Origin of the sequence: Polaribacter butkevichii, from assembly GCF_038024105.1 — a bacterium.
Lineage (GTDB): Bacteria > Bacteroidota > Bacteroidia > Flavobacteriales > Flavobacteriaceae > Polaribacter > Polaribacter butkevichii.
This window is the reverse complement of record NZ_CP150661.1, coordinates 3,042,604-3,062,500: the sequence shown is the minus strand read 5'-3', so window position 1 is coordinate 3,062,500 and position 19,897 is coordinate 3,042,604. Positions and strand designations below refer to the sequence as shown.

The following is a 19,897-nucleotide window of genomic DNA, read 5'->3' as shown; positions in this document are numbered from 1 at the left end:
CGCGTATCATCGAATTAAACCACATGCTCCACCGCTTGTGCGGGCCCCCGTCAATTCCTTTGAGTTTCAGTCTTGCGACCGTACTCCCCAGGTGGGATACTTATCACTTTCGCTTAGTCACTGAGCTAATGCCCAACAACTAGTATCCATCGTTTACGGCGTGGACTACCAGGGTATCTAATCCTGTTCGCTCCCCACGCTTTCGTCCCTCAGCGTCAGTACATACGTAGTAGACTGCCTTCGCAATCGGTATTCTGTGTAATATCTATGCATTTCACCGCTACACTACACATTCTATCTACTTCCATATGACTCAAGTCAACCAGTATCAAAGGCAGTTCCATAGTTGAGCTATGGGATTTCACCTCTGACTTAATCGACCGCCTGCGGACCCTTTAAACCCAATGATTCCGGATAACGCTCGGACCCTCCGTATTACCGCGGCTGCTGGCACGGAGTTAGCCGGTCCTTATTCTTACAGTACCGTCAAGCTGGTATACATACCAGTGTTTCTTCCTGTATAAAAGCAGTTTACAACCCATAGGGCAGTCTTCCTGCACGCGGCATGGCTGGGTCAGAGTTGCCTCCATTGCCCAATATTCCTCACTGCTGCCTCCCGTAGGAGTCTGGTCCGTGTCTCAGTACCAGTGTGGGGGATCTCCCTCTCAGGACCCCTACCTATCACAGTCATGGTAAGCCGTTACCTTACCATCTAACTAATAGGACGCATAGCCATCTTTTACCAATAAATCTTTAATTAATTAATCATGCGATTAATCAATACTATGGAGCATTAATCTTCATTTCTAAAGGCTATTCTCCAGTAAAAGGTAGGTTCTATACGCGTTACGCACCCGTGCGCCGGTCGTCATCTGTGCAAGCACAATGTTACCCCTCGACTTGCATGTGTTAAGCCTGCCGCTAGCGTTCATCCTGAGCCAGGATCAAACTCTTCATTGTATATTTTAAATATTTTAATGAATAAGTTTCAAAAGAATTTTACATTAATCTAATAATGTGGTTATTCTACTCTTTAATTACGCTGTCAATTTCAATATTTTCAATGAACTGTGCCGAGTCGGCACCGACAAGTCATAAAACTCAATCTTTACCTTTAACTCAACTTTGTAGAAATGTTAGAATCGAACTAACTAATCGTTTTAATGATTATTCCAAATTTTCTCTGATCGTTTTGCTGTATTTCTTAGCGGCTGCAAACATACAAACTATTTCTAATCTGACAATAAAAAAATAAACTTTTTTTTATTTTATTTTACCTGTAAAAAAACACTGAACTTTTTGCCGAAATTTTCGGACTGCAAACATACAACGTTTTTTACAAACCAACCTAATAAAAATTAAAGTTTTTTTTGATAAAATTTTTGCAAATTTACCGGTTTAACTCCTTAATTTTCACTCGATTTACAAACTCTCAATGAACGTGACTAACAAACTAATATTGCTGTTAGCGGCTGCAAACTTACAACACATTTTTAATCTAACAACTATTTTTTAACCCTTTTTTTTGTTTATTTTACATACTTCTCCTAATTATTTTGTTTCTAGTAAGTTACATGAAATATTTTTTTGTTATTTTTTTAAGGTTATTGGGTTTTATCTGGGTTTTGGGGATAATTGCTACTTTTTACAACATAAGAACATTAAAAAAAGGAAAGAGTGTCAGCTGAAAATTTAGTCTAAATAGGTTTCTTGTTCTCTAATTTTAGATAAAACGACTACTACTCTGGTCAATGTTATCTTTGAAATAGCTTTACCTGGTTACTTGGATTTGTTTTTTTGCTTTTAAATAAAGCCTGTAAATGATTGTTTTTTTTATTTTAAGGGAAAGGAAATTGTGAAAAAGGTCTCTTATAGATGAAGTAGAAACTTTGTAAATAGAATTAAATCTAAAAATAAACGGATTACTAGAAGACAAGTATCGTGTAAGTTTCTGTTGAATACATAGGCTTCGATTTGCTCAGAAGCTTAATTTATTAGAAGAAAGGGATTGCTTCGTGCTTCGCAATGACGTTTTTTTATATGAAGAACAAATGGGGTGGCTATTTGTTGAAATTGTTCTTTGTAGGCTTGTTTTCTTCTTGCTAATTACAATTACAGGCTTTGTGTTAGGGATTGAAACGGCATCCTTTTTGCTTTTCGCAAAAGATATAGTGGAAAGCCCGACCTTTTTTATTCTATAAGTTTATTTGAATTGAAAAAGTGTACCTATATATAAACCCAACTTTTTTAATATCTCAACGAAAAAAGGGAACACACAAAAGGAAAACCTGATTATATACAAAGAAAAACCTTACTAAAATTGTTCTTAATAATAAGTACATGTATATATTGTATGAACAATGGTTGAAAGGAATTTAAAAGAATTTAAGTTTACGAAGAGATATTACGATAGAAAATATCGAATTGTAAAATCTAAAAGTGCCATAGAGAATGAAGAAGCATTTGCTGAAAGAATTGATACTCTGCTTAAAGATAAAATAACTCCATTAACCTCTTAGAGTTTTTTTAACAACTATCTTCCATAGAAATACCACAATTAAATAATCAATAAGCTATTGATTACACTTGTTTAGCGTAAAAACCTACTCAAGTTTTTACGCTATTTCCACCTTCCCAAAAACGTCATTTTATCTAGTTTTACATTGTTCGAATATAACAGTTGATGCGCACAACTTTGTATAATATTAAAAACTAGAATTATGAATTTAGAAACAATAAAAGAAAAACCACTTTTTCAAATGACAGGAGAAGAGCTTATATTCTTACAGAACAACCTAAACAATGAATTACCTTCAAAAAATTTAGAACCAGAAAAAGGTAAAAAATATGTTTATGATATATAAGGAATTGTAAAATTTATAGATGTTAGTACCTCCAAAGCAAACAGATTAAAAAAATCTGGAGTAATTGACAAAGTCATTATACAAAATGGTTGTAACATTATTGTTGATGCTGAACTTGCGGATCAACACAAAAAATTGTGGAGTAAATTAAAAAGCATGAACTTTGCTTTCTAATAAACCTCTATTTTGGATACTTCAATTGAACTAACAAAACTATTATTACCAGAAATTCTTGTTGACTATTTTAAATTAACGAAACACGAAGTTAAAAATGGAGAACTTCATTTCCATTTCACAGAATTAAATACAATTCCAGAAGAATTTAAAGCACTTAAATTAAGTTCTAAAGGTTTTTTTCCTGAAGCTACTATTCAAGATTTCCCTATTCGAGGTAAAAACGTTTTTCTACACGTTATTAGACGACGTTGGGTTGAAGAAAATTCTAAAAAAGTAGTTACTAGAGATTGGCAATTAGTAGCAAAAGGTACTAGAATAACTAGTGAATTTGCTGCTTTTTTAAAAGATATCAGTCAGTAATAACGCAACTAGCACTACTACTGTAGCTAATTTCTACGGCGTAAACCCTAGAAGTTTACAAAGACAGTATAAAGATTATTTAAGTGACTTTAAAGCTTGGGATCAACAGAAGCACGCAACAGACTGGTTATTGTTTGCAAAGAATTTATGGACTCACTTATCACTTGACGAAACTGCCTTTTCTAACGGTGATTTATATACCATAATAACAAATAAATTAGCTAAAGGAAAGAAAGGCGCAATAGTAGCCATGATCAAAGGAACTAAAGCCGAAGTTGTCATAAAAATACTTCATAAAATTCCTTTAAAACATAGGAAGAAAGTTATGGAAGTAACCTTAGATATGGCGGGAAATATGGGCCTTATAGTCAAGAAATCCTTTCCAAACGCTGCCTTAGTAATAGATCGTTTTCATGTGCAAAAATTAGCATTAGATGCACTGCAAGAAATAAGAATTAAACATCGATGGGAAGCGATTGATACTGAGAATGATGCCATTGAAAACGCCAGAAGTAAATCTTTAAAATACACCCCAAAACTATTACCTAATGGAGATACACTTAAACAACTATTAGCTAGAAGCAGATATCTATTATATAAATCCAGCAGTAAATGGACTAAAAATCAAGCCATAAGAGCAGAAATACTGTTTGAAAAATATCCTGATATAGAGAAAGCATACAAGTTATGCCAAAATCTATCTTGGATATTCAATAACACTACAGATAAAACATCAGCACTTATAAGACTTGCTAAATGGGATGAAAAAGTAAGACAAGCAGCGTTTAAAAGCTTCAGCACGATAGCTAGAACTATGTCCATACATTATAAAAACATCTTAAACTATTTTGATAACCGAAGTACTAATGCTTCTGCAGAATCATTCAATGCTAAAATTAAAGCCTTTAGAGCACAGTTTAGAGGCGTCAGAAATGTGGATTTTTTCTTATATAGACTTACTACTATTTTTGCCTAATCCTAAAATCCCACAACTTTTTGACTTGATCCATTTTTGACACCTATTTTGACACCTGAAAAAACAAAACCCTCTAAATCAAGAGATTAGAGGGTTGATTGTACAGGCGGAGAGACTCGAACTCTCACACCTCGCGGCACTAGATCCTAAGTCTAGCGTGTCTACCAATTCCACCACGCCTGCAACTTTACCATTAAATTGGGGTGCAAATATAAACAATAGTTCGAAACTGCAAAGCAGTTCATAATTATTTTTCTACTTTTGATGAAGAAATAAAAAATATCTTTAATGAATACAATTCAATCTTATATAAAAGACAACAAAGAACGATTCTTAAATGAATTGATTGATTTACTTAAAATTCCTTCTGTAAGTGCTGATTCTGCCTACAAAAAAGACGTTTTACTAACTGCAGATTTTGTACTTGAGAGCCTTAAAAAAGCAGGATGTGAGAAAGTAGAAATGTGTGAAACACCAGGGTATCCTATTATTTACGGAGAAAAAATTATTGATAAAAACTTACCTACAGTGTTAGTTTACGGTCATTATGACGTTCAACCAGCCGATCCTATTGAATTATGGACCTCTCCTCCTTTTGAACCAGTAATAAAAAAAACAGAGATACATCCTGAAGGTGCTATATTTGCTCGTGGTTCTTGTGATGACAAAGGGCAAATGTATATGCATGTAAAAGCATTAGAATACATGACTTCTACCGGAAACTTACCTTGTAATGTAAAATTTATGATTGAAGGTGAAGAAGAAGTTGGCTCAGAAAGTTTGGCTTGGTTTGTTCCTAGAAACAAAGAAAAACTAGCAAACGATGTTATTTTAATTTCTGATACAGGCATGATTGCAAACGATATTCCGTCAATTACAACAGGTTTACGTGGTTTGAGTTATGTAGAAGTAGAAGTTACTGGACCAAATAGAGATTTACATTCTGGTTTGTATGGAGGCGCAGTTGCCAATCCTATTAATATTTTAACAAAAATGATTGCTTCATTACACGATGAAAACAATCATATTACCATACCTGGTTTTTATAACAATGTAGAGGAATTATCTACAGAAGAAAGAGCTGAGATGGCAAAAGCTCCATTTTCTCTAAAAAACTACAAAGAGGCTTTAAAAATTAATGAAGTTTATGGTGAAAAAGGATACTCCACTAACGAACGTAACTCTATAAGACCAACCTTAGATGTAAACGGAATTTGGGGAGGTTATACAGGAGAAGGTGCAAAAACAGTAATTGCTAGTAAAGCTTTTGCTAAAATATCTATGCGTTTAGTGCCTAATCAGGATTGGAAAGAAATTACAGAATTGTTTAAAAAACATTTTGAAAGTATTGCTCCTAAATCGGTAACCGTAATTGTAAAACCACATCATGGAGGCCAAGGCTATGTAACACCAATAGACAATATTGCATACAAAGCAGCAAGCAAAGCATATGAAACAACCTTTGGTAAAACACCTATTCCGCAAAGAAGTGGTGGTAGTATACCAATTGTTGCCTTATTTGAACAACACTTAAAAAGTAAGACAATATTAATGGGGTTTGGCCTAGATTCTGACGCAATTCACTCACCAAACGAGCATTTTGGAGTTTTTAATTACCTAAAAGGTATAGAAACAATTCCTTATTTTTATAAATATTTCACAGAACTTTCAAAATAAAAATCAATCCACTTAGTAATAAGTGGATTTTTTATTTACAAATTCTGCTAAAATTTTTATACTACCGCCCTTATGTAAAATACTTGTAGAAGTCTATTAAGACTATGTATTTTAAAGACAGTGAGAATTAAATAAGTAGTATAATTTTTAAAATGAATATCCAAACATCAACCTAACATTTATAAATTAGTTTTTATTTTCTCTTTACAGAAATGCGCAATTTTTATTATACAGGAAGTATTGTTTGTATATACAAAAAATATTGTAAATTTGCAACCAAAATCACAGTTATAATTAAAAACAAAAAAAATGAAAAGATTAATTTTAGGGGCATTATTAATAGGTTCCGTTTTTCAATTAAGTGCACAAGAATTTAACAAATGGTCTATAGATCTTGGAGCAGGTGTACAAACCATTGTATTTCCATCAGCTTCTGGTTATGGAACAGACAACCCAGATTTCTGGCAAGCAAACCTAGGTGCTAGATACATGTTTAATGAAAGATTTGGTTTACGTGTAGATTTAGGCTACAACAGTATTAGCGAAGCTAGCGATAAAAAACCTTTTAAATCTAACTATTACAGAGCAACTTTAGAAGGAGTTGTAAATGCTGGTAATATTTTAAACTTTAAAAGTTGGACAAAAGATTTTAACTTATTAGTACACGGTGGTTTTGGTATGTCTAGATTATATGCTTCTGAACCAATTGATAGAGATGGAGATGAAATGCTTCACTTAGTTGCTGGTATTACACCTCAACTTAAATTATCTAATCGTGTTTCTTTATTTGCAGATGTATCTGGAATAAGTAACTTTTATCAAACTTACACTTTTGATGGTACTGCAAATGCAGAAAGAAGAGGTATAAGCGGAGGTATCATTAACTATTCTATTGGTGTAAACATTGCTTTAGGTAAAAATGAGCAACATGCAGACTGGTACTATTCTGAAGAAGAATTAGCTACAACTACTGAATTAGAAGAATTAAGTAACCGTTTAAAAACTGCAGAAACTGAAATTGCAGCTTTAAAAGCAAAAGATATTACTAAAGAAAAACTTGTTTCTGAATTAGATACTAGATATGCTAAAGCAGGAAATGAAGGAGCTAAAAATGTAGATTTTGCTAAGCAATTAATTGACAACGGTTATGTAAACGTTTATTTTGATATTGACAGAGCTAACGTTCAAACTGGTTCTACAAGTGCAATCAACTTCTTAAAAACATACTTAGAAAATAATTCTTCTGCAAAAGCTGAATTAATTGGTTATGCTGATGAAACTGGACCAGAAGGTTACAACAAATTTTTATCTGAAAAAAGAGCTAAAACAGTATACAATATTTTAGTTGATGCAGGTGTAGATGCTAACAGATTATCTTATAAAGGCGACGGTGAAGACACTACTGCAACTTCTACTGCTAGACAATTAGCAAGAAGAGTAGCTATTAGAATTCAAAAATAATAAATAGTTCGTTACATATTTTATTATAATAGAACAACCATCAACAATTTATTTGTTGATGGTTGTTTTTTTTGTGCCTATAAATTATTTATTTTAAGCCCCCAACTCGTCTACAATTAAGAAATAATTTAAAATAAACGAGTAATTAACAGCTACTAGAGAATGTTTAAAAGACTCTTAGCTAATTTCCCTTTAAACCACAACAGAAAGCAGCAAAAATCAGTAATAATAGCTCTCTATCCCTAAAAAAAGCACTACACACTATTTTAAAATAGATATAAATAATTCTATTGTAGTTTAGTCATAAAAAAAATAGTCATAAAAACAATTCGAAAACCTCGAGATGTTTTTATGACTTTTTTAAAGAATCATTAAATTAGATTCTAATGTTATGTATCGGTAAATAAACCTGTATTAGATTTCTACTTAACTTTACACAAGTTCTAAGTAAAACCCACCCTTTATGGTATAAAAGATTACTCTTTTTCTGCCATCTTTTTAACGTAATCTGTAATAATTACAATTTGAGTTGGCCCAACTTTACCCTCAATATATTTTGCATTTTCGTGATCTAAAGAAATTCTACGCACCGCAGTTCCTTGTTTTGCAACCATACTAGATCCTTTTACTTTTAAATCTTTAATTAAAACAACAGAATCACCCGCTTCTAAAATAGCACCATTTGCATCTCTATGAATAATTTTTTCGCTATCATCTAAATGATCTCCAGATTCTTTTGCAAAACGTAAATCATCATCCTCTAAATACATCATGTCTAACAAATCTTGAGGCCAACCTTCTTTTCTTAAACGAGAAAGCATTCTCCAAGCAACCACCTTTACAGCTCTGTGCTCACTCCACATAGAATCATTTAAACAACGCCAATGGTTTGCATCTGTTTGATCTGGATTATCAATTTGAGTTACACAAGTTTCACAAGCCAGTAAACTTCCATCTACACCTCCACCACCTGTTAAGCTTGGTTTTACTTCATATATAGATAAATTATCTTTTGAAGCACATAATTCACATTGATTTCCACTTCTACTTTCTAGGTCTTGTTGTAAACTCATAATTTTTTATTTTAATTCTGCAAAAGTACATTATTAAATGAAAAAAGCTAATTAATTCCCAATTAACTACACCATAAATTAAGAATTTGATAAAATTTTAACTTTGAGCTCTTTCCTGCTTTCACTACTCGCTTTTTTTACCCTAAAAGGGGATAAAAAAGAGCTCAAACACGCCGTTCAATCAGGGCTAGACTTGTTTGCTTGCTTTTAGGTTTTTAGAAACTAATTGTTTTTTCAATTTCTTATTATAGATTCCTAATGCGCAGGAATGACAAAGCTTTATTGTCATTTCAAAAATGAGCTTTTATTAGCGATTAAGAAACCTCATTTCATATAGACGAATAACCGTATATAAAATGAGATTGCTTCGTAAACTCGCAATTACAGTTCATTATTCAATTTCTAAAGAAGTAAATGAAAAAGAAGTTCCATCAAACAAACCTTTGTCTGATAATTTTAGAGACGGAATTACCAACAACGCCATAAAAGACAAACTCATATAAGGTGCACGTAATTTACTACCCATTTGTTTTGCCATAGCATCTAGCTCTGCATAAGATTTCCCTATTTCTTCTGCGGATAAATCAGACATGATTCCGGCAACGGGTAACGAAACTATTTTTTCTTCGGTTTTATTTACAGCACAAACTCCTCCTCTATTTTCTATAATAAGGTTTACAGCTTTACAAATATCCTCATCAGACACTCCAACCGCAATTATATTATGAGAATCATGACCAACAGAACTTGCAATAGCACCTTCTTTAATTCCAAAGTTTTTGATAAATGCAATTGCTGGCGCATCATTTTTATAACGATTTACAACCGTCATTTTTAAAACATCTGTTTTTGTGTTGGAAACTAAATTCCCTTCTACAATTAAAGAATTGGCTTCAATTTTATTGGTTACTAATTCGCCATCTAAAGCCTCAATAACTCTAATTTTTTCTGAAGATGATTCAAATCTAAAATCAGATACTTTCTTTTTATCGGTATTAAAATTATTCAATACTTCAAAAGGAACCGATTTCACAAAAGATTCACCATTTTTAGCCACCAATTCTCCATTAATATAAGTCTCTAAAACATTGAATTTTTCTAAACTATCTACCAAAATAAAATCTGCATCATCTCCTTTTTGTAAGAAACCAATATCTAAATTATAATGCTTAATAGGATTGATACATGCTGCCTGTAATACTTTAAAAACATCAACTCCTTTAGCAACCGCTCTTTCACAAAGTTGATTGATGTGCCCTAACAATAAATCATCTGGATGTTTATCATCAGAACAAAACATCATGTTTTCGAAATGGGTTGGTAATAGATCTATTAAAGCTTCAAAATTTTTGGCTGCAGAACCCTCACGGATAATTACTTTCATTCCTTTTTGCAACTTTTCTAATGCTTCATCATACGTAAAACACTCATGATCTGTAGAAATTCCGGCTGCAATATATTTGGTAACATCATCGCCTCTTAAACCCGGAGCGTGACCATCAATGGGTTTGTTGTTATTTTTAGCATGTTCAATTTTCTTTAAAACCTCAGCATCATCAAATAAAACACCAGGGTAATTCATCATTTCTGCCAAATATTTAATATCTGGGTTTTCCACCATCAATTTAATATCGTCTGCATCTATAATGGCTCCGGCACTTTCAAAAGAGGTTGCAGGCACACAACTTGGTGCCCCAAAATTAAATTTCAACGGAACTTTTTTTCCGTTTTCAATCATAAATTCTACACCTTTTACACCTAAAACATTGGCAATTTCGTGCGGATCGGAAACGGTTGCAACTGTACCGTGTTTTACCGCTATTTTGGCAAATTCTGAAGGCACCAACATAGAACTTTCTATATGGATGTGTGCATCTATAAAACCAGGTAGAATATAATTTTCTTGGTGATGATTTACTTCTTTAATAGAAGAAATTTTTCCGTTGATAACCTCTACTTCTCCTTTGTAAATTCGTTTGTTTTGTATGTCTACAATATTTCCTTGTACAATCATTTGCTTTCTGTTTCTAAAACAAATTTACAAAGAATATTAGGTGCCTTAAAGTTTATTTAGGATAGATTACTTGATGTAAAGGAATATCAAACTCATTAGAGTCTTCAATTTGATAAATAGGTTTAAAAAAGTTTACCCCAATAAATTGTGCCTGATCTGTACATTTTGATAAAAAACGATCATAATAACCTTTTCCGTAACCTACTCTATAATTTAATTCATCAGATATTAAAAGCGGAACAAAAATAAGGTCGAGTTCCTTTTCATCTACCTCAACTGCATTTATAGGTTCTGGAACTCCAAATTTATTCAACTCTAAAACAGTATCTTCTTCTAAATAAAAATGAGAAAGTGTGTCATCTTTAAAATTACATCTACTAACTACAATTTTTATATGTTTCTTTCTAAAAAAATTAATAATTGGCTGTGTATCTATCTCATTAAATTTCCTCATAGAAAGAAATAAATGCACATTTTTAACACTCGAAGTATCTAAATTATAAATTTGTTGATAGATGTTTTCTTGAAACGATGCAACTTCATGTTCCGTTAAATCTATACGTTTTTGCTTATAAATTTCTCTAAGTTCTTCCTTTTTCATTATACAAATTATCTACGTTTACTGGTAATTCTATCTACTGTTATTACTCTAAAGGTTTTTGAATTTACGGTAACTCTAATAGCGTGATGCTCATTAGAAACATAAAAATTCTTTCCTTTTTTTAGGTAGTTTTCTAAAGAGGTTTCTTCTAATATTCTTTTAATAAGCAGTTCACTTTCTGCATTAGAAAAATTAGTTTTCAACTTCTTGTTTATCCTTTCGTAAACCAATTTTGTGTAACAATGATTCTTTACAATTTCTTCTTTATGCAACTTCATAAGGTACTTAACAATTCTTTTTGTTTTTTAGTCAAACCTTTTACCACCAATTCATAAGAATGATTTATCAATTCTCTTACTAAATCGTCTGAAACATCACTTGTATTTACACTTACTGTATTCCAGTGTTTTTTATTCATATGAAAACCAGGAATAATACCTTCATATTCATCTCGTAATTCTACAGCTTTTTCTGGATTGCATTTTAGATTTATTTTAGCCTCTGCTTTTTCCCAATGATTTAATCCGGTTAATAAAAACATTTTATGCATCACCTTAAAAACCAAGGTAGATTCATCAAAAGGAAAATGTTCTGTGACTCCTTTTTTTGACATGCAAAAATCTCTTAATTGTTCTATGTGCATAAACTCTTTATTTTAAAATTGATATTATTACAATTTAAAAAGTATCTTTATCTATCAAATTTACAATTATTTTATATGACGGAAAATGATTTTTTAGACAATACTACTATTATCAAATATTCTCATAGTAATTATGAAAAAACTGATTTTGCTTCAGTTTCAGAAATTGATTTTCTAGAAAATAAAACAACTATAAAGTGGCTAAACACCTATGGCATTAAATTTCATCAGGCCTACAAGCAAGTCATTATTCAAAATAAATTAGACGATTTTTTAATAAAATTATTAAGTGATGAAGATCATCCTAACAAAGTAATTTTGTTAGATGATTTATTATTTGTAACTACACGTGTCTTAATTACTACAAGCAATAAATTAGATTCTGAACAAATGGTTTTTATTGTTTCTCCAACTTTTTTATGGTCTATTCAAGAAAAACCTGGTGATTATTTTAATTGGATTCGCGAGCGATTAGAAGGAAACAAAGGTATTGTTAGAAAGAAAAAAGCAGATTATTTATTGTTTTTGTTATTAGAATCTATTATTGATAATTACCAAGATACTTATGAAGAAAATGCCGAATTAAGTGCCGACAAACTAAATTCTACACATATTAAACCTACTCCAGAATTTACCTCTCTTGTAGAAAAAAGAAAACAAGAATTATTCAATTTTAAAAAAGCAACAATGAGTTTAAAAGACACTATTGTTAAGCTAGAAAAAATGGAAATTGATGGTTTTGATGTAAAATATTTTAGCGAATTAAAAGAACAAACAAATAATTTAATTTCTAATATCGATTTTGAGTTACAAGAATTAGAAAGTAAAATAAACTTAATTTTCAGTATTCAAGGGCATCGTTTAAATGAGGTAATGAAAACCTTAACCATTTTGTCTGTGGTTTTTATTCCTTTAACTTTTTTAGCAGGAATTTACGGAATGAATTTTGAAAACATTCCTGAATTAAAATATGAATACAGTTACTTTATTTTATTAGGTGTTATGGTGCTTATTACTATAATTTCTATTTGGTATTTTAAACGTAAAAAGTGGTTTTAATCTTCTTTTTCAATAAAAAGCTTAGAAATAATTAAAATTAAAGACACCATACCAAAAATCAATAAAAACCATTTTACCAAATAAATGCTTATATAAATTCCGAATCCCCTACTAGAATCACTTTCTTGTAATTTAAATAAAATTGAATTTACCTTATTAGAATTGTTTAGCACTAGATAGGACGTAAATGATAAAACAGACAATCCAAAAACTTTAATAAGTTTTAAATTAACTTTCTTCATTTAAAAACACCTCAAATTATTTTATAATTTTATACAAAATAGGTTTACTTGGCGTTGCATCGTTTTCGAATGGTGCAATCATTAAATTTAATAAATACTCGCCATCATCAATACTATTTGGCACAAAAATAAACTCTGTAATAGTAGCATTCATCCTCATTATACCAGAAGTGTTCCAAAAAATATTATGAACTTCTAATTTACCCCCATCTTTTTCTTTATCTACAGATGGCAAATCTATTAATAAGTGTTTAATTCCTTTTTCTACCAAATAACTAGCAGCTTCATTAGATAAATAAGGCGGATTTGTATTAAAGTATCTAGTTTCTTTTTTATCCGATAAATTTGGTAAAGTTCTAATTACAATAGCATCTCTTTTCTTATTTCTTAACGCTGTTTTTAACTGCTTTTCAGAAATTACAAAATCACTTCCTATTTTTTCTGGCGCAACTGTTACCAACTCCGCTACAAAAAAATAATGTTTTAAATTCTGATTTACAGAATGTACTTTTTTAGTAATATGCCCAACACATTCTGTATGTGTAATATGAGAATGTGGATTAAATTGTATGCTATTAAAGTTTACAACAGCTCCGTTAGCAACACTTACTTCGTAACCATCAAAAGATTCTGGCCCAATCTTAGGATCATCAATTCCCCAAGCATTTATATTATTTTTAGTGTTATCTATAGGGATCGAAATATCTATAGGCTCTGATACATTGATCTCTATCTTTCTGGAATTGTACTCTATAACCGCTTTCATATTTACCTAACTTATTTCAGTAATTTTTAATTTTACTACAAACTCAAATATAAGTTTTTATAATGGGATTTATACACTTAAACAAGACCTAATCTTAATATTTAACACAAATAAAAAGCTGTGAAAAACTAATTGACCATAAATAGATCAGACGAAATTCCGTCTGACAAGAACTTTCCCTTTTGAGTTGTTTTTAAAATTCTGTTTTCTAGCACCAATAACTCTTGTTGCAGATACTTTTTAGACTGATTTTCTAAATATTTTATATAATTTTCTCCAAAATCCTTTTCAATTTTATCTAAAGAAACTCCCCAAATAGTTCTTAAACCTGTCATAATATATTCATTATAACCATCCATTTTTGTTAACGTTTCTCTTTCTATAGGTAGTTTATTTTCTTGAATAGACTTAATATACTTGGTGTTATTTCTAACATTCCAACTTCGTTGAACACCATCAAACGAATGTGCAGAAGGACCAATACCTAAATAAGATTTACCCAACCAATAAGACGAATTATTTTTACTAAAAAAACCTTCTTTACCAAAGTTTGATAATTCGTAATGCACAAAATTTGCTTTGGCTAGTTCTTCAATTAAAATATAAAACTGCTCTTGTGCTTTTTCTTCGTCAATATTTTTAATTTTACCTTTTTTAATTAAGGTATCTAAAGCTGTTTTAGCTTCTACCGTTAAGGCATAACTAGATATATGTGGAATTCCGAAACTCAATGCCGTTTCTATGTTTTGTCGCCATTCTTCATTTGTACAATCTGGAATTCCGTAAATTAAATCGACAGAAATATTATCGAAATATTCAGTTGCTATTTCAAGACATTTTTTTGCTTCGGATGAATCATGAGCACGATTCATCAGTTTTAAATCTTTCTCAAAAAAAGATTGAACACCAATACTCAATCTATTTATAGGTGATTTAGAAAGTTGTATAATTTTTTCTTCTGATAAATCATCAGGATTTGCCTCTAGCGTAATTTCTGGATTATCAACGACTGTATGATTCTTATAAACAGCATCAATTAAAGTTTGAATTTCTTCCGTATTTAAAACAGATGGTGTTCCTCCTCCAAAATAAATAGTCTCTATAACTGAATTTTCTAATTCGTCTTTTCTAATTTCTATCTCTTTAATTAAAGACAAAATCATATCTTCTTTCTTCTTTAACGAAGTAGAAAAGTGAAAGTCGCAATAAAAACATGCTTGTTTACAAAACGGTATGTGTATATAAATTCCGGACATAAATTCAGTTATCAGTTATCTTTTATCAATTATCACGATTGCTTATTAATTCTAGTCGTTTTTAAAATTGAAAAAAGAATTCTCCCAATTTCATCTGCCTTTTCAAATAAAACATTAAAATCTTCCAAATCTAAATCATTACTATCTTTTAACAAATGCAACCAATACTTTGTTTCTAAACATTCTTTATACGCAATTGACATTTTAGCAGAAAAATCTGCCTTAGAAATAGCTCCATTAGCTTCAACTATATTAGCTCCAACTGAAGTTCCGCTTCTTAACATCTGTTTAGACAAAACGTATTCTTTCTTTTCTGCCATTAACTTTTTGCTAAATTTTACAATTAACAATGCAAGGTCATAAGATTTATTCTGTAACGGATTATTGGGTAATTTCATTATTTCTGATAATTGATTACGGATAAATACTCATTGAAAATTTACTTTTTAACCCGTTTTTCATTTTGTTTTACAAAACTGGCCCAACCTGTATAGTTTTTTCCACCAACAACTTTACCTGAATTGTAAAAATGACAAACTGCAGCTGCCAAACCATCTGTTGCATCTAAATTTTTAGGCAATGTTTTTAAATTCAATAAAGATTTTAACATCAAAGCAACTTGCTCTTTACTTGCACTTCCGCTTCCGGTAACTGCCATTTTAATTTTCTTTGGCAAATATTCCGTAATCGGAATTTCTCTTGATAACCCAGCAGCCATAGCAACTCCTTGCGCTCTACCTAACTTTAACATCGATTGTACATTCTTACCAAAAAAAGGTGCTTCAATAGCAATCTCATCCGGATTATAAGTATCTATCAACTCTATGGTTCGTTCAAAAATGAGTTTTAATTTTAGGTAATGATCGTCGTATTTCTTTAACATCAATTCATTCATTTGAATAAATTCCATCTTTTTACCAACAACTTTTATCAGTCCAAAACCCATAATTGTGGTTCCTGGATCAATTCCTAAAATAATTTTTTCTATCGCCAAACTGGTAGATTGTTTTTGTATATATCACCAAAAATACTGATGATTATTTATTACTTTGCGAACCATGTACAATTCGCTTTCTTACAAATCTAAACAATTCTTTTGGTTGATAATAAAACTATCGATTGTAATTGGCTGCGGATATTTTATTTACACAAAACTGATTGAAAACGAACAGTTAGCTTTTTCTGTTTTTTATCAGAATTTGATACAAAACAACATTTTTACAATAAAAAACAGTCTATTTCTACTTCTTTTTACATTTTTAAACTGGTATTTAGAAGCTAGTAAATGGCACTTATTAATTTCTTTTATTAGTAATTATTCTTTTAAAAGTGCTTTAATACAGAGTTTATCTTCTTTAACAACCTCACTAATTACACCAAATAGAATTGGAGAATATGGAGCAAAAGCAATGTATTTTGAAAAAAAATATAGAAAACAAATTTTGGGTTTAAACTTGGTTGGCAATTTTTATCAAATGTTAATAACCTTATTTTTTGGAATTATTGGTTTTAGCTATTTTGTTTTCAAACATAACATTACTATAAATCTCACTCATTTTTTCAGCATTTTATTGATAGGAATACTTATAATCATCTCTTTAATTTTTCTAATAAAAAACTTTAACTTTAAAGGACTGTCTTTTGAAAAAGTAAGAAATTTTATCAAAAAAATTCCAGCTTCACTTAACCGTAAAGTTGCGCTTATTTCATTATTGAGGTTTGTTGTTTTTTCTCATCAATTTTACTTTCTATTACTAATTTTTAATGTTGACATTTCTTATGTTGATGCTATTTCTGCAATTACTTCGGTTTATTTAATTGCCTCTACAATACCAATGTTATCTTTATTTGATGTTGTTTTAAAAGGGTCTGTAGCAATTTGGGTATTTCATTTTTTTAATATTGAAGCACTTATTATTTTATCTACCACAACCTTAATGTGGATTCTAAATTTTGTTTTACCTGCAATTATTGGTAGCTACTTTGTGTTAACTTTTAAACCTAATTTTACAAAATGATTTGGTTCTTGGTTTTTACATTCGTTTTCTATGCTATTTTAATTGGCTCGTTAGCAATCGGCTTTAAAAATATTGATGATTATATTCCTCAAAACACTAAACCTGAAACTTCTTTCTCTGTAATTATTCCATTTCGTAACGAGGCTAAAAACCTACCTCTTTTATTAAAATCAATTTCAGCATTAAACTACCCAAATAATTTGGTAGAATTTATTTTGGTTGATGATGCTTCTTCTGATAATTCTATCGAAGTCATTAATAGCTTCTTTTCTTTCATTCCGAATGAGGAACGAAGAGGAACCTTTAAAAATGCTACTAGAATTGATATTAAGGTTATAAAAAATGTAAGAATATCTAATTCACCAAAAAAAGACGCCATTACCACTGCCATAGCTACCGCAAGAAACAGTTGGATAATTACCACAGATGCAGATTGTATATTGCCTGTAAATTGGTTGAAAATTTTAGATAACTTTATTCAAAATAAAAACCCGAATATGGTAGTTGCTCCTGTAAACTACAAGGTAGAAAATAACTTTTTAGAACAGTTTCAGTTATTAGATTTTATGAGTATGCAAGGAACTACAATTGGTGGTTTTGGCATCAATTTTCCGTTTTTGTGTAATGGTGCAAATTTCGCTTATAAAAAAACAACCTTTTTAGAGTTAAATGGCTTTAAAGGAAACAACAATATAGCAAGTGGTGATGACATCTTTCTATTCGAAAAATTTATAAAAGCTGATAAAAAAAGTGTTCGTTATTTAAAATCACAAGATGCAATTGCAACTACATTTCCTGTAAAAAGTTGGGTAGATTTGATGAACCAAAGAACAAGATGGGCAGCAAAAACAAGTAGTTTTAGTTCTTTAAGCGTAAAATTGATTGGTTTATTAGTTTTACTAACAAACGCATTTGTAGTGTATTCTATTTGCGTTTTACCGTTTAAAACGATGTTTGTTCTTTTTATGCTAAAAATGAGTATTGATTTATTATTATTCTTACCAACAATCAAATTTTTTAAACACCAAAAGAATTTTTATAAATGGTATGTTTTAGCTAGTTTATGGTATCCTTTTTTTAGTGTTTTTATTGTTTTTAAATCACTCTTTTTTAACTATAATTGGAAAGGAAGAAGTTTTAAAAAATAATATTTACACGATTATCAGTACTATCAATAGCAAATAATTTTAGCCCTGATTGAAACAATTGTTTGAGCTCTTTTTTATTCCTTTTTCAGGATAAAAAAAGCGAGTGTGGAAAGCAGGAAATAGCTTCTAAAAAACATATTAAAACAAGGCACTCATAATATCTTCGGCCTTTAACCAAAGGATGATAACAACCGCTAAAAGCACTATATATAAGAGTCCTTTTGTAGGTTTAGACTCTCTTTTTCTACCAAATTTTCTTTTGAATTCCATTTTTAATATTGATGTTTTATTAGCTATCAAGGCAAATTTAGTTAATCTTACTACATTTACGCAAACCAATAGACTGAAAACGGTTTACTGTACACTTTTTTTGGTTGCTCTTAACATTTCTCTTTTCCCTGGAGGCCCAGGCAAACGCTCTACTACAAACCCTACTTCTTGCATGGCTCTTCGTACGCTTCCTTTTGCTGAATAGGTAACTAAAATTCCGTTTTCTTTTAATGCCTCAAACATTTTTCTAAAAATTTCTACCGTCCATAATTGGGGTTGTACTCGCGCACCAAAGGCATCGAAATAAATTAAATTAAAGGTATCTTTATCTTCTATATCTTCAAAAAACTGTTTTCTTTTTGTTAGAGAAAAAGTATCAGAAATCTGATGTTTTTCTTCCCAAGAAACCTCGTGCATTTTTTTAAAAGCTTCGTTTTCTTTTTCTGCCTTTAAAATGGAAATAAAATTCATCTTTGTTACTTCTTCCGATGTAACTGGGTAAGCTTCTACACCCACATAATCTATCTCTTTTTTAGCTTCTAAATAAGTTATAAAACAATTTAAACCTGTACCAAAACCAATTTCTAATACAGAAACCTTGTCTGAAGGCACCATTTTTAACCCACTGTTTATAAAAACATGATAGGTTTCATTTATAGAACCGTTTTTAGAATGATATTGCTCATCCCAATCTGGTAAATGTATGGTAGATGAACCGTCTGAAGTTATTAGAATTTCTCTTTTCAAAATCTTAAATTGTTTAAATGATACTATTATTTCTTCATTAAAACACCATCGGCCTCAAAAGCAAATTCTGTTTTAGGTTCTGTTATTTTTGCTATTTCTTCTTTAGATTTCCCTGCATCTTCTGCATAATGTTGCAATTCTTTTACAGAAGTTTCTTTTACAAATGCTTTTCCATTTAAAACCACTTCTTTTCCTTTAGCATCTAAAGGCATAAAAAAACCGTAATCTTTAAAACGAACCATTGTTTCTGTTTTGTCATTTAAAGGAAGCTTCATCCAGCAACCTTTTTTAGAACATACTTCTTTAATTGTAGAAGCAAATTTTACATGAATAGTATCGCCTACTTTTAATTCTCTAAATTTAGACAAAAGCACTTCTGAAGTAATGGCTTTTTCTGAGGTTATTTGTTTGCCAAAAGATTGAAAAGCTAGTTCTTGTTTTTGTTTTTCTACTTCTTTATGCTCTTTTTTACAAGAGGTAAAAACACCCAAGATAACCAAACAAAACGGCAATAAATATTTCATATTTTCTAAATTTAACACGAT

General features: G+C 30.6%; 21 protein-coding genes, 1 tRNA gene, 1 rRNA gene and 1 pseudogene (1 of these 24 cut by a window edge). 9 read left to right on the top strand and 15 right to left on the bottom strand.

Annotation, left to right across the window (positions count from 1 at the left end; genetic code table 11):
* A 16S ribosomal RNA gene (locus tag WG951_RS12970) occupies positions 1–960 on the bottom strand; it reaches 558 nt to the left of the window's first position.
* Between the two features lie 1,400 nt (positions 961–2,360).
* On the opposite strand from WG951_RS12970, the gene WG951_RS12965 reads away from it, so the two are divergent.
* The 4 genes and pseudogenes from WG951_RS12965 to WG951_RS12950 all read left to right on the top strand — a co-directional run bounded on the left by WG951_RS12965 (position 2,361) and on the right by WG951_RS12950 (position 4,377).
* Entirely contained in the window at positions 2,361–2,519 is a 159-nt protein-coding gene (locus tag WG951_RS12965) for a hypothetical protein (protein ID WP_340914386.1), read from the top strand.
* 201 nt (positions 2,520–2,720) lie between these two features.
* A pseudogene (locus WG951_RS12960) lies at positions 2,721–3,038 on the top strand (DUF3853 family protein).
* Between the two features lie 12 nt (positions 3,039–3,050).
* The gene (locus WG951_RS12955) at positions 3,051–3,401 is read left to right on the top strand and encodes an ISAon1 family transposase N-terminal region protein (RefSeq protein WP_158838929.1); all 351 of its coding nucleotides are present in this window, start codon (positions 3,051–3,053) and stop codon (positions 3,399–3,401) included.
* Positions 3,388–4,377, top strand: a complete 990-nt coding sequence (locus WG951_RS12950) for an ISAon1 family transposase (RefSeq protein ID WP_422897634.1) — start codon at positions 3,388–3,390, stop codon at positions 4,375–4,377. Before WG951_RS12955 ends, WG951_RS12950 begins: the two co-directional genes overlap by 14 nt.
* A gap of 101 nt (positions 4,378–4,478) precedes the next feature.
* Here the strand turns inward: WG951_RS12950 and WG951_RS12945 are convergent.
* Positions 4,479–4,560 (bottom strand) — tRNA-Leu (locus WG951_RS12945).
* 105 nt (positions 4,561–4,665) lie between these two features.
* Between WG951_RS12945 and WG951_RS12940 the strand changes: the two genes are divergently transcribed.
* Together WG951_RS12940 and WG951_RS12935 are read left to right on the top strand one after the other, a co-directional pair.
* Entirely contained in the window at positions 4,666–6,054 is a 1,389-nt protein-coding gene (locus WG951_RS12940; protein WP_105049406.1) for a dipeptidase, read from the top strand.
* Between the two features lie 309 nt (positions 6,055–6,363).
* A complete protein-coding gene (locus WG951_RS12935; RefSeq protein ID WP_105049407.1) occupies positions 6,364–7,515 on the top strand; it encodes an OmpA family protein in 1,152 nt (383 codons plus the stop codon).
* A 476-nt stretch (positions 7,516–7,991) separates the two neighbouring features.
* On the opposite strand, the gene WG951_RS12930 is transcribed toward WG951_RS12935, so the two are convergent.
* The 5 genes from WG951_RS12930 to WG951_RS12910 form a co-directional block, all read right to left on the bottom strand.
* Entirely contained in the window at positions 7,992–8,588 is a 597-nt protein-coding gene (locus tag WG951_RS12930) for a PhnA domain-containing protein (protein WP_105049408.1), read from the bottom strand.
* 391 nt (positions 8,589–8,979) lie between these two features.
* Positions 8,980–10,602, bottom strand: coding sequence for an adenine deaminase (gene ade / locus WG951_RS12925; RefSeq protein WP_105049409.1), 1,623 nt, complete (start codon positions 10,600–10,602; stop codon positions 8,980–8,982).
* Between the two features lie 52 nt (positions 10,603–10,654).
* Positions 10,655–11,203, bottom strand: a complete 549-nt coding sequence (locus WG951_RS12920; protein ID WP_105049410.1) for a 5-formyltetrahydrofolate cyclo-ligase — start codon at positions 11,201–11,203, stop codon at positions 10,655–10,657.
* Between the two features lie 8 nt (positions 11,204–11,211).
* Entirely contained in the window at positions 11,212–11,481 is a 270-nt protein-coding gene (locus tag WG951_RS12915) for a DUF3781 domain-containing protein (RefSeq protein WP_105049411.1), read from the bottom strand.
* Positions 11,478–11,846, bottom strand: a complete 369-nt coding sequence (locus WG951_RS12910; protein ID WP_105049412.1) for an MmcQ/YjbR family DNA-binding protein — start codon at positions 11,844–11,846, stop codon at positions 11,478–11,480. Before WG951_RS12910 ends, WG951_RS12915 begins: the two co-directional genes overlap by 4 nt.
* Before the next feature lie 75 nt (positions 11,847–11,921).
* On the opposite strand from WG951_RS12910, the gene WG951_RS12905 reads away from it, so the two are divergent.
* Complete coding sequence (locus tag WG951_RS12905; protein WP_105049413.1) at positions 11,922–12,905, top strand: CorA family divalent cation transporter; 984 nt, start codon at positions 11,922–11,924, stop codon at positions 12,903–12,905.
* Here the strand turns inward: WG951_RS12905 and WG951_RS12900 are convergent.
* The 5 genes from WG951_RS12900 to ruvC form a co-directional block, all read right to left on the bottom strand.
* Positions 12,902–13,147: a hypothetical protein gene (locus WG951_RS12900; protein ID WP_105049414.1), complete on the bottom strand. Its 246-nt coding sequence runs from the start codon at positions 13,145–13,147 to the stop codon at positions 12,902–12,904. The two genes, WG951_RS12905 and WG951_RS12900, sit on opposite strands and share 4 nt — an antisense overlap.
* A 16-nt stretch (positions 13,148–13,163) precedes the next feature.
* The gene (locus tag WG951_RS12895; RefSeq protein WP_105049415.1) at positions 13,164–13,913 is read right to left on the bottom strand and encodes a cyclase family protein; all 750 of its coding nucleotides are present in this window, start codon (positions 13,911–13,913) and stop codon (positions 13,164–13,166) included.
* Between the two features lie 128 nt (positions 13,914–14,041).
* A complete protein-coding gene (hemW, locus tag WG951_RS12890) occupies positions 14,042–15,169 on the bottom strand; it encodes a radical SAM family heme chaperone HemW (protein ID WP_105049416.1) in 1,128 nt (375 codons plus the stop codon).
* A 32-nt stretch (positions 15,170–15,201) separates the two neighbouring features.
* On the bottom strand, positions 15,202–15,567 hold the full coding sequence (locus WG951_RS12885) for a four helix bundle protein (RefSeq protein WP_105049417.1): 366 nt from the start codon (positions 15,565–15,567) through the stop codon (positions 15,202–15,204).
* Between the two features lie 41 nt (positions 15,568–15,608).
* Positions 15,609–16,163 carry a crossover junction endodeoxyribonuclease RuvC gene (ruvC, locus tag WG951_RS12880; protein ID WP_105049418.1) on the bottom strand — a complete coding sequence of 185 codons (555 nt, stop codon included), beginning with the start codon at positions 16,161–16,163 and terminating at the stop codon, positions 15,609–15,611.
* 106 nt (positions 16,164–16,269) lie between these two features.
* Between ruvC and WG951_RS12875 the strand changes: the two genes are divergently transcribed.
* Both WG951_RS12875 and WG951_RS12870 read left to right on the top strand, forming a co-directional pair.
* Positions 16,270–17,187 (top strand): hypothetical protein, encoded by a 918-nt coding sequence (locus WG951_RS12875; RefSeq protein WP_245893527.1) that lies wholly within the window; start codon positions 16,270–16,272, stop codon positions 17,185–17,187.
* On the top strand, positions 17,184–18,335 hold the full coding sequence (locus WG951_RS12870; RefSeq protein WP_105049420.1) for a glycosyltransferase family 2 protein: 1,152 nt from the start codon (positions 17,184–17,186) through the stop codon (positions 18,333–18,335). Before WG951_RS12875 ends, WG951_RS12870 begins: the two co-directional genes overlap by 4 nt.
* A gap of 138 nt (positions 18,336–18,473) precedes the next feature.
* Here WG951_RS12870 and WG951_RS12865 read toward each other — a convergent pair whose 3' ends face one another.
* The 3 genes from WG951_RS12865 to WG951_RS12855 all read right to left on the bottom strand — a co-directional run bounded on the left by WG951_RS12865 (position 18,474) and on the right by WG951_RS12855 (position 19,876).
* Positions 18,474–18,605: a hypothetical protein gene (locus tag WG951_RS12865; protein WP_262510182.1), complete on the bottom strand. Its 132-nt coding sequence runs from the start codon at positions 18,603–18,605 to the stop codon at positions 18,474–18,476.
* An 84-nt stretch (positions 18,606–18,689) separates the two neighbouring features.
* Positions 18,690–19,352 (bottom strand): tRNA (5-methylaminomethyl-2-thiouridine)(34)-methyltransferase MnmD, encoded by a 663-nt coding sequence (gene mnmD / locus WG951_RS12860; protein ID WP_105049421.1) that lies wholly within the window; start codon positions 19,350–19,352, stop codon positions 18,690–18,692.
* 26 nt (positions 19,353–19,378) lie between these two features.
* Positions 19,379–19,876: a DUF4920 domain-containing protein gene (locus WG951_RS12855; RefSeq protein ID WP_105049422.1), complete on the bottom strand. Its 498-nt coding sequence runs from the start codon at positions 19,874–19,876 to the stop codon at positions 19,379–19,381.
* Between the last annotated feature and the right edge of the window lie 21 nt (positions 19,877–19,897).

Bases quoted from the DNA above. Each gene is read 5' to 3' on its own strand.
- WG951_RS12870 (WP_105049420.1), top strand. From the start codon at position 17,184: ATGATTTGGTTCTTGGTTTTTACATTCGTTTTCTATGCTATTTTAATT.
- WG951_RS12855 (WP_105049422.1), bottom strand. From the start codon at position 19,876: ATGAAATATTTATTGCCGTTTTGTTTGGTTATCTTGGGTGTTTTTACC.
- WG951_RS12915 (WP_105049411.1), bottom strand. From the start codon at position 11,481: ATGAAGTTGCATAAAGAAGAAATTGTAAAGAATCATTGTTACACAAAA.
- ade (WP_105049409.1), bottom strand. From the start codon at position 10,602: ATGATTGTACAAGGAAATATTGTAGACATACAAAACAAACGAATTTAC.
- WG951_RS12900 (WP_105049414.1), bottom strand. From the start codon at position 13,147: ATGAAGAAAGTTAATTTAAAACTTATTAAAGTTTTTGGATTGTCTGTT.
- WG951_RS12965 (WP_340914386.1), top strand. From the start codon at position 2,361: ATGGTTGAAAGGAATTTAAAAGAATTTAAGTTTACGAAGAGATATTAC.
- WG951_RS12940 (WP_105049406.1), top strand. From the start codon at position 4,666: ATGAATACAATTCAATCTTATATAAAAGACAACAAAGAACGATTCTTA.
- WG951_RS12905 (WP_105049413.1), top strand. From the start codon at position 11,922: ATGACGGAAAATGATTTTTTAGACAATACTACTATTATCAAATATTCT.
- WG951_RS12920 (WP_105049410.1), bottom strand. From the start codon at position 11,203: ATGAAAAAGGAAGAACTTAGAGAAATTTATAAGCAAAAACGTATAGAT.
- WG951_RS12910 (WP_105049412.1), bottom strand. From the start codon at position 11,846: ATGCACATAGAACAATTAAGAGATTTTTGCATGTCAAAAAAAGGAGTC.
- WG951_RS12885 (WP_105049417.1), bottom strand. From the start codon at position 15,567: ATGAAATTACCCAATAATCCGTTACAGAATAAATCTTATGACCTTGCA.
- WG951_RS12865 (WP_262510182.1), bottom strand. From the start codon at position 18,605: ATGGAATTCAAAAGAAAATTTGGTAGAAAAAGAGAGTCTAAACCTACA.
- hemW (WP_105049416.1), bottom strand. From the start codon at position 15,169: ATGTCCGGAATTTATATACACATACCGTTTTGTAAACAAGCATGTTTT.
- WG951_RS12895 (WP_105049415.1), bottom strand. From the start codon at position 13,913: ATGAAAGCGGTTATAGAGTACAATTCCAGAAAGATAGAGATCAATGTA.
- WG951_RS12930 (WP_105049408.1), bottom strand. From the start codon at position 8,588: ATGAGTTTACAACAAGACCTAGAAAGTAGAAGTGGAAATCAATGTGAA.
- WG951_RS12935 (WP_105049407.1), top strand. From the start codon at position 6,364: ATGAAAAGATTAATTTTAGGGGCATTATTAATAGGTTCCGTTTTTCAA.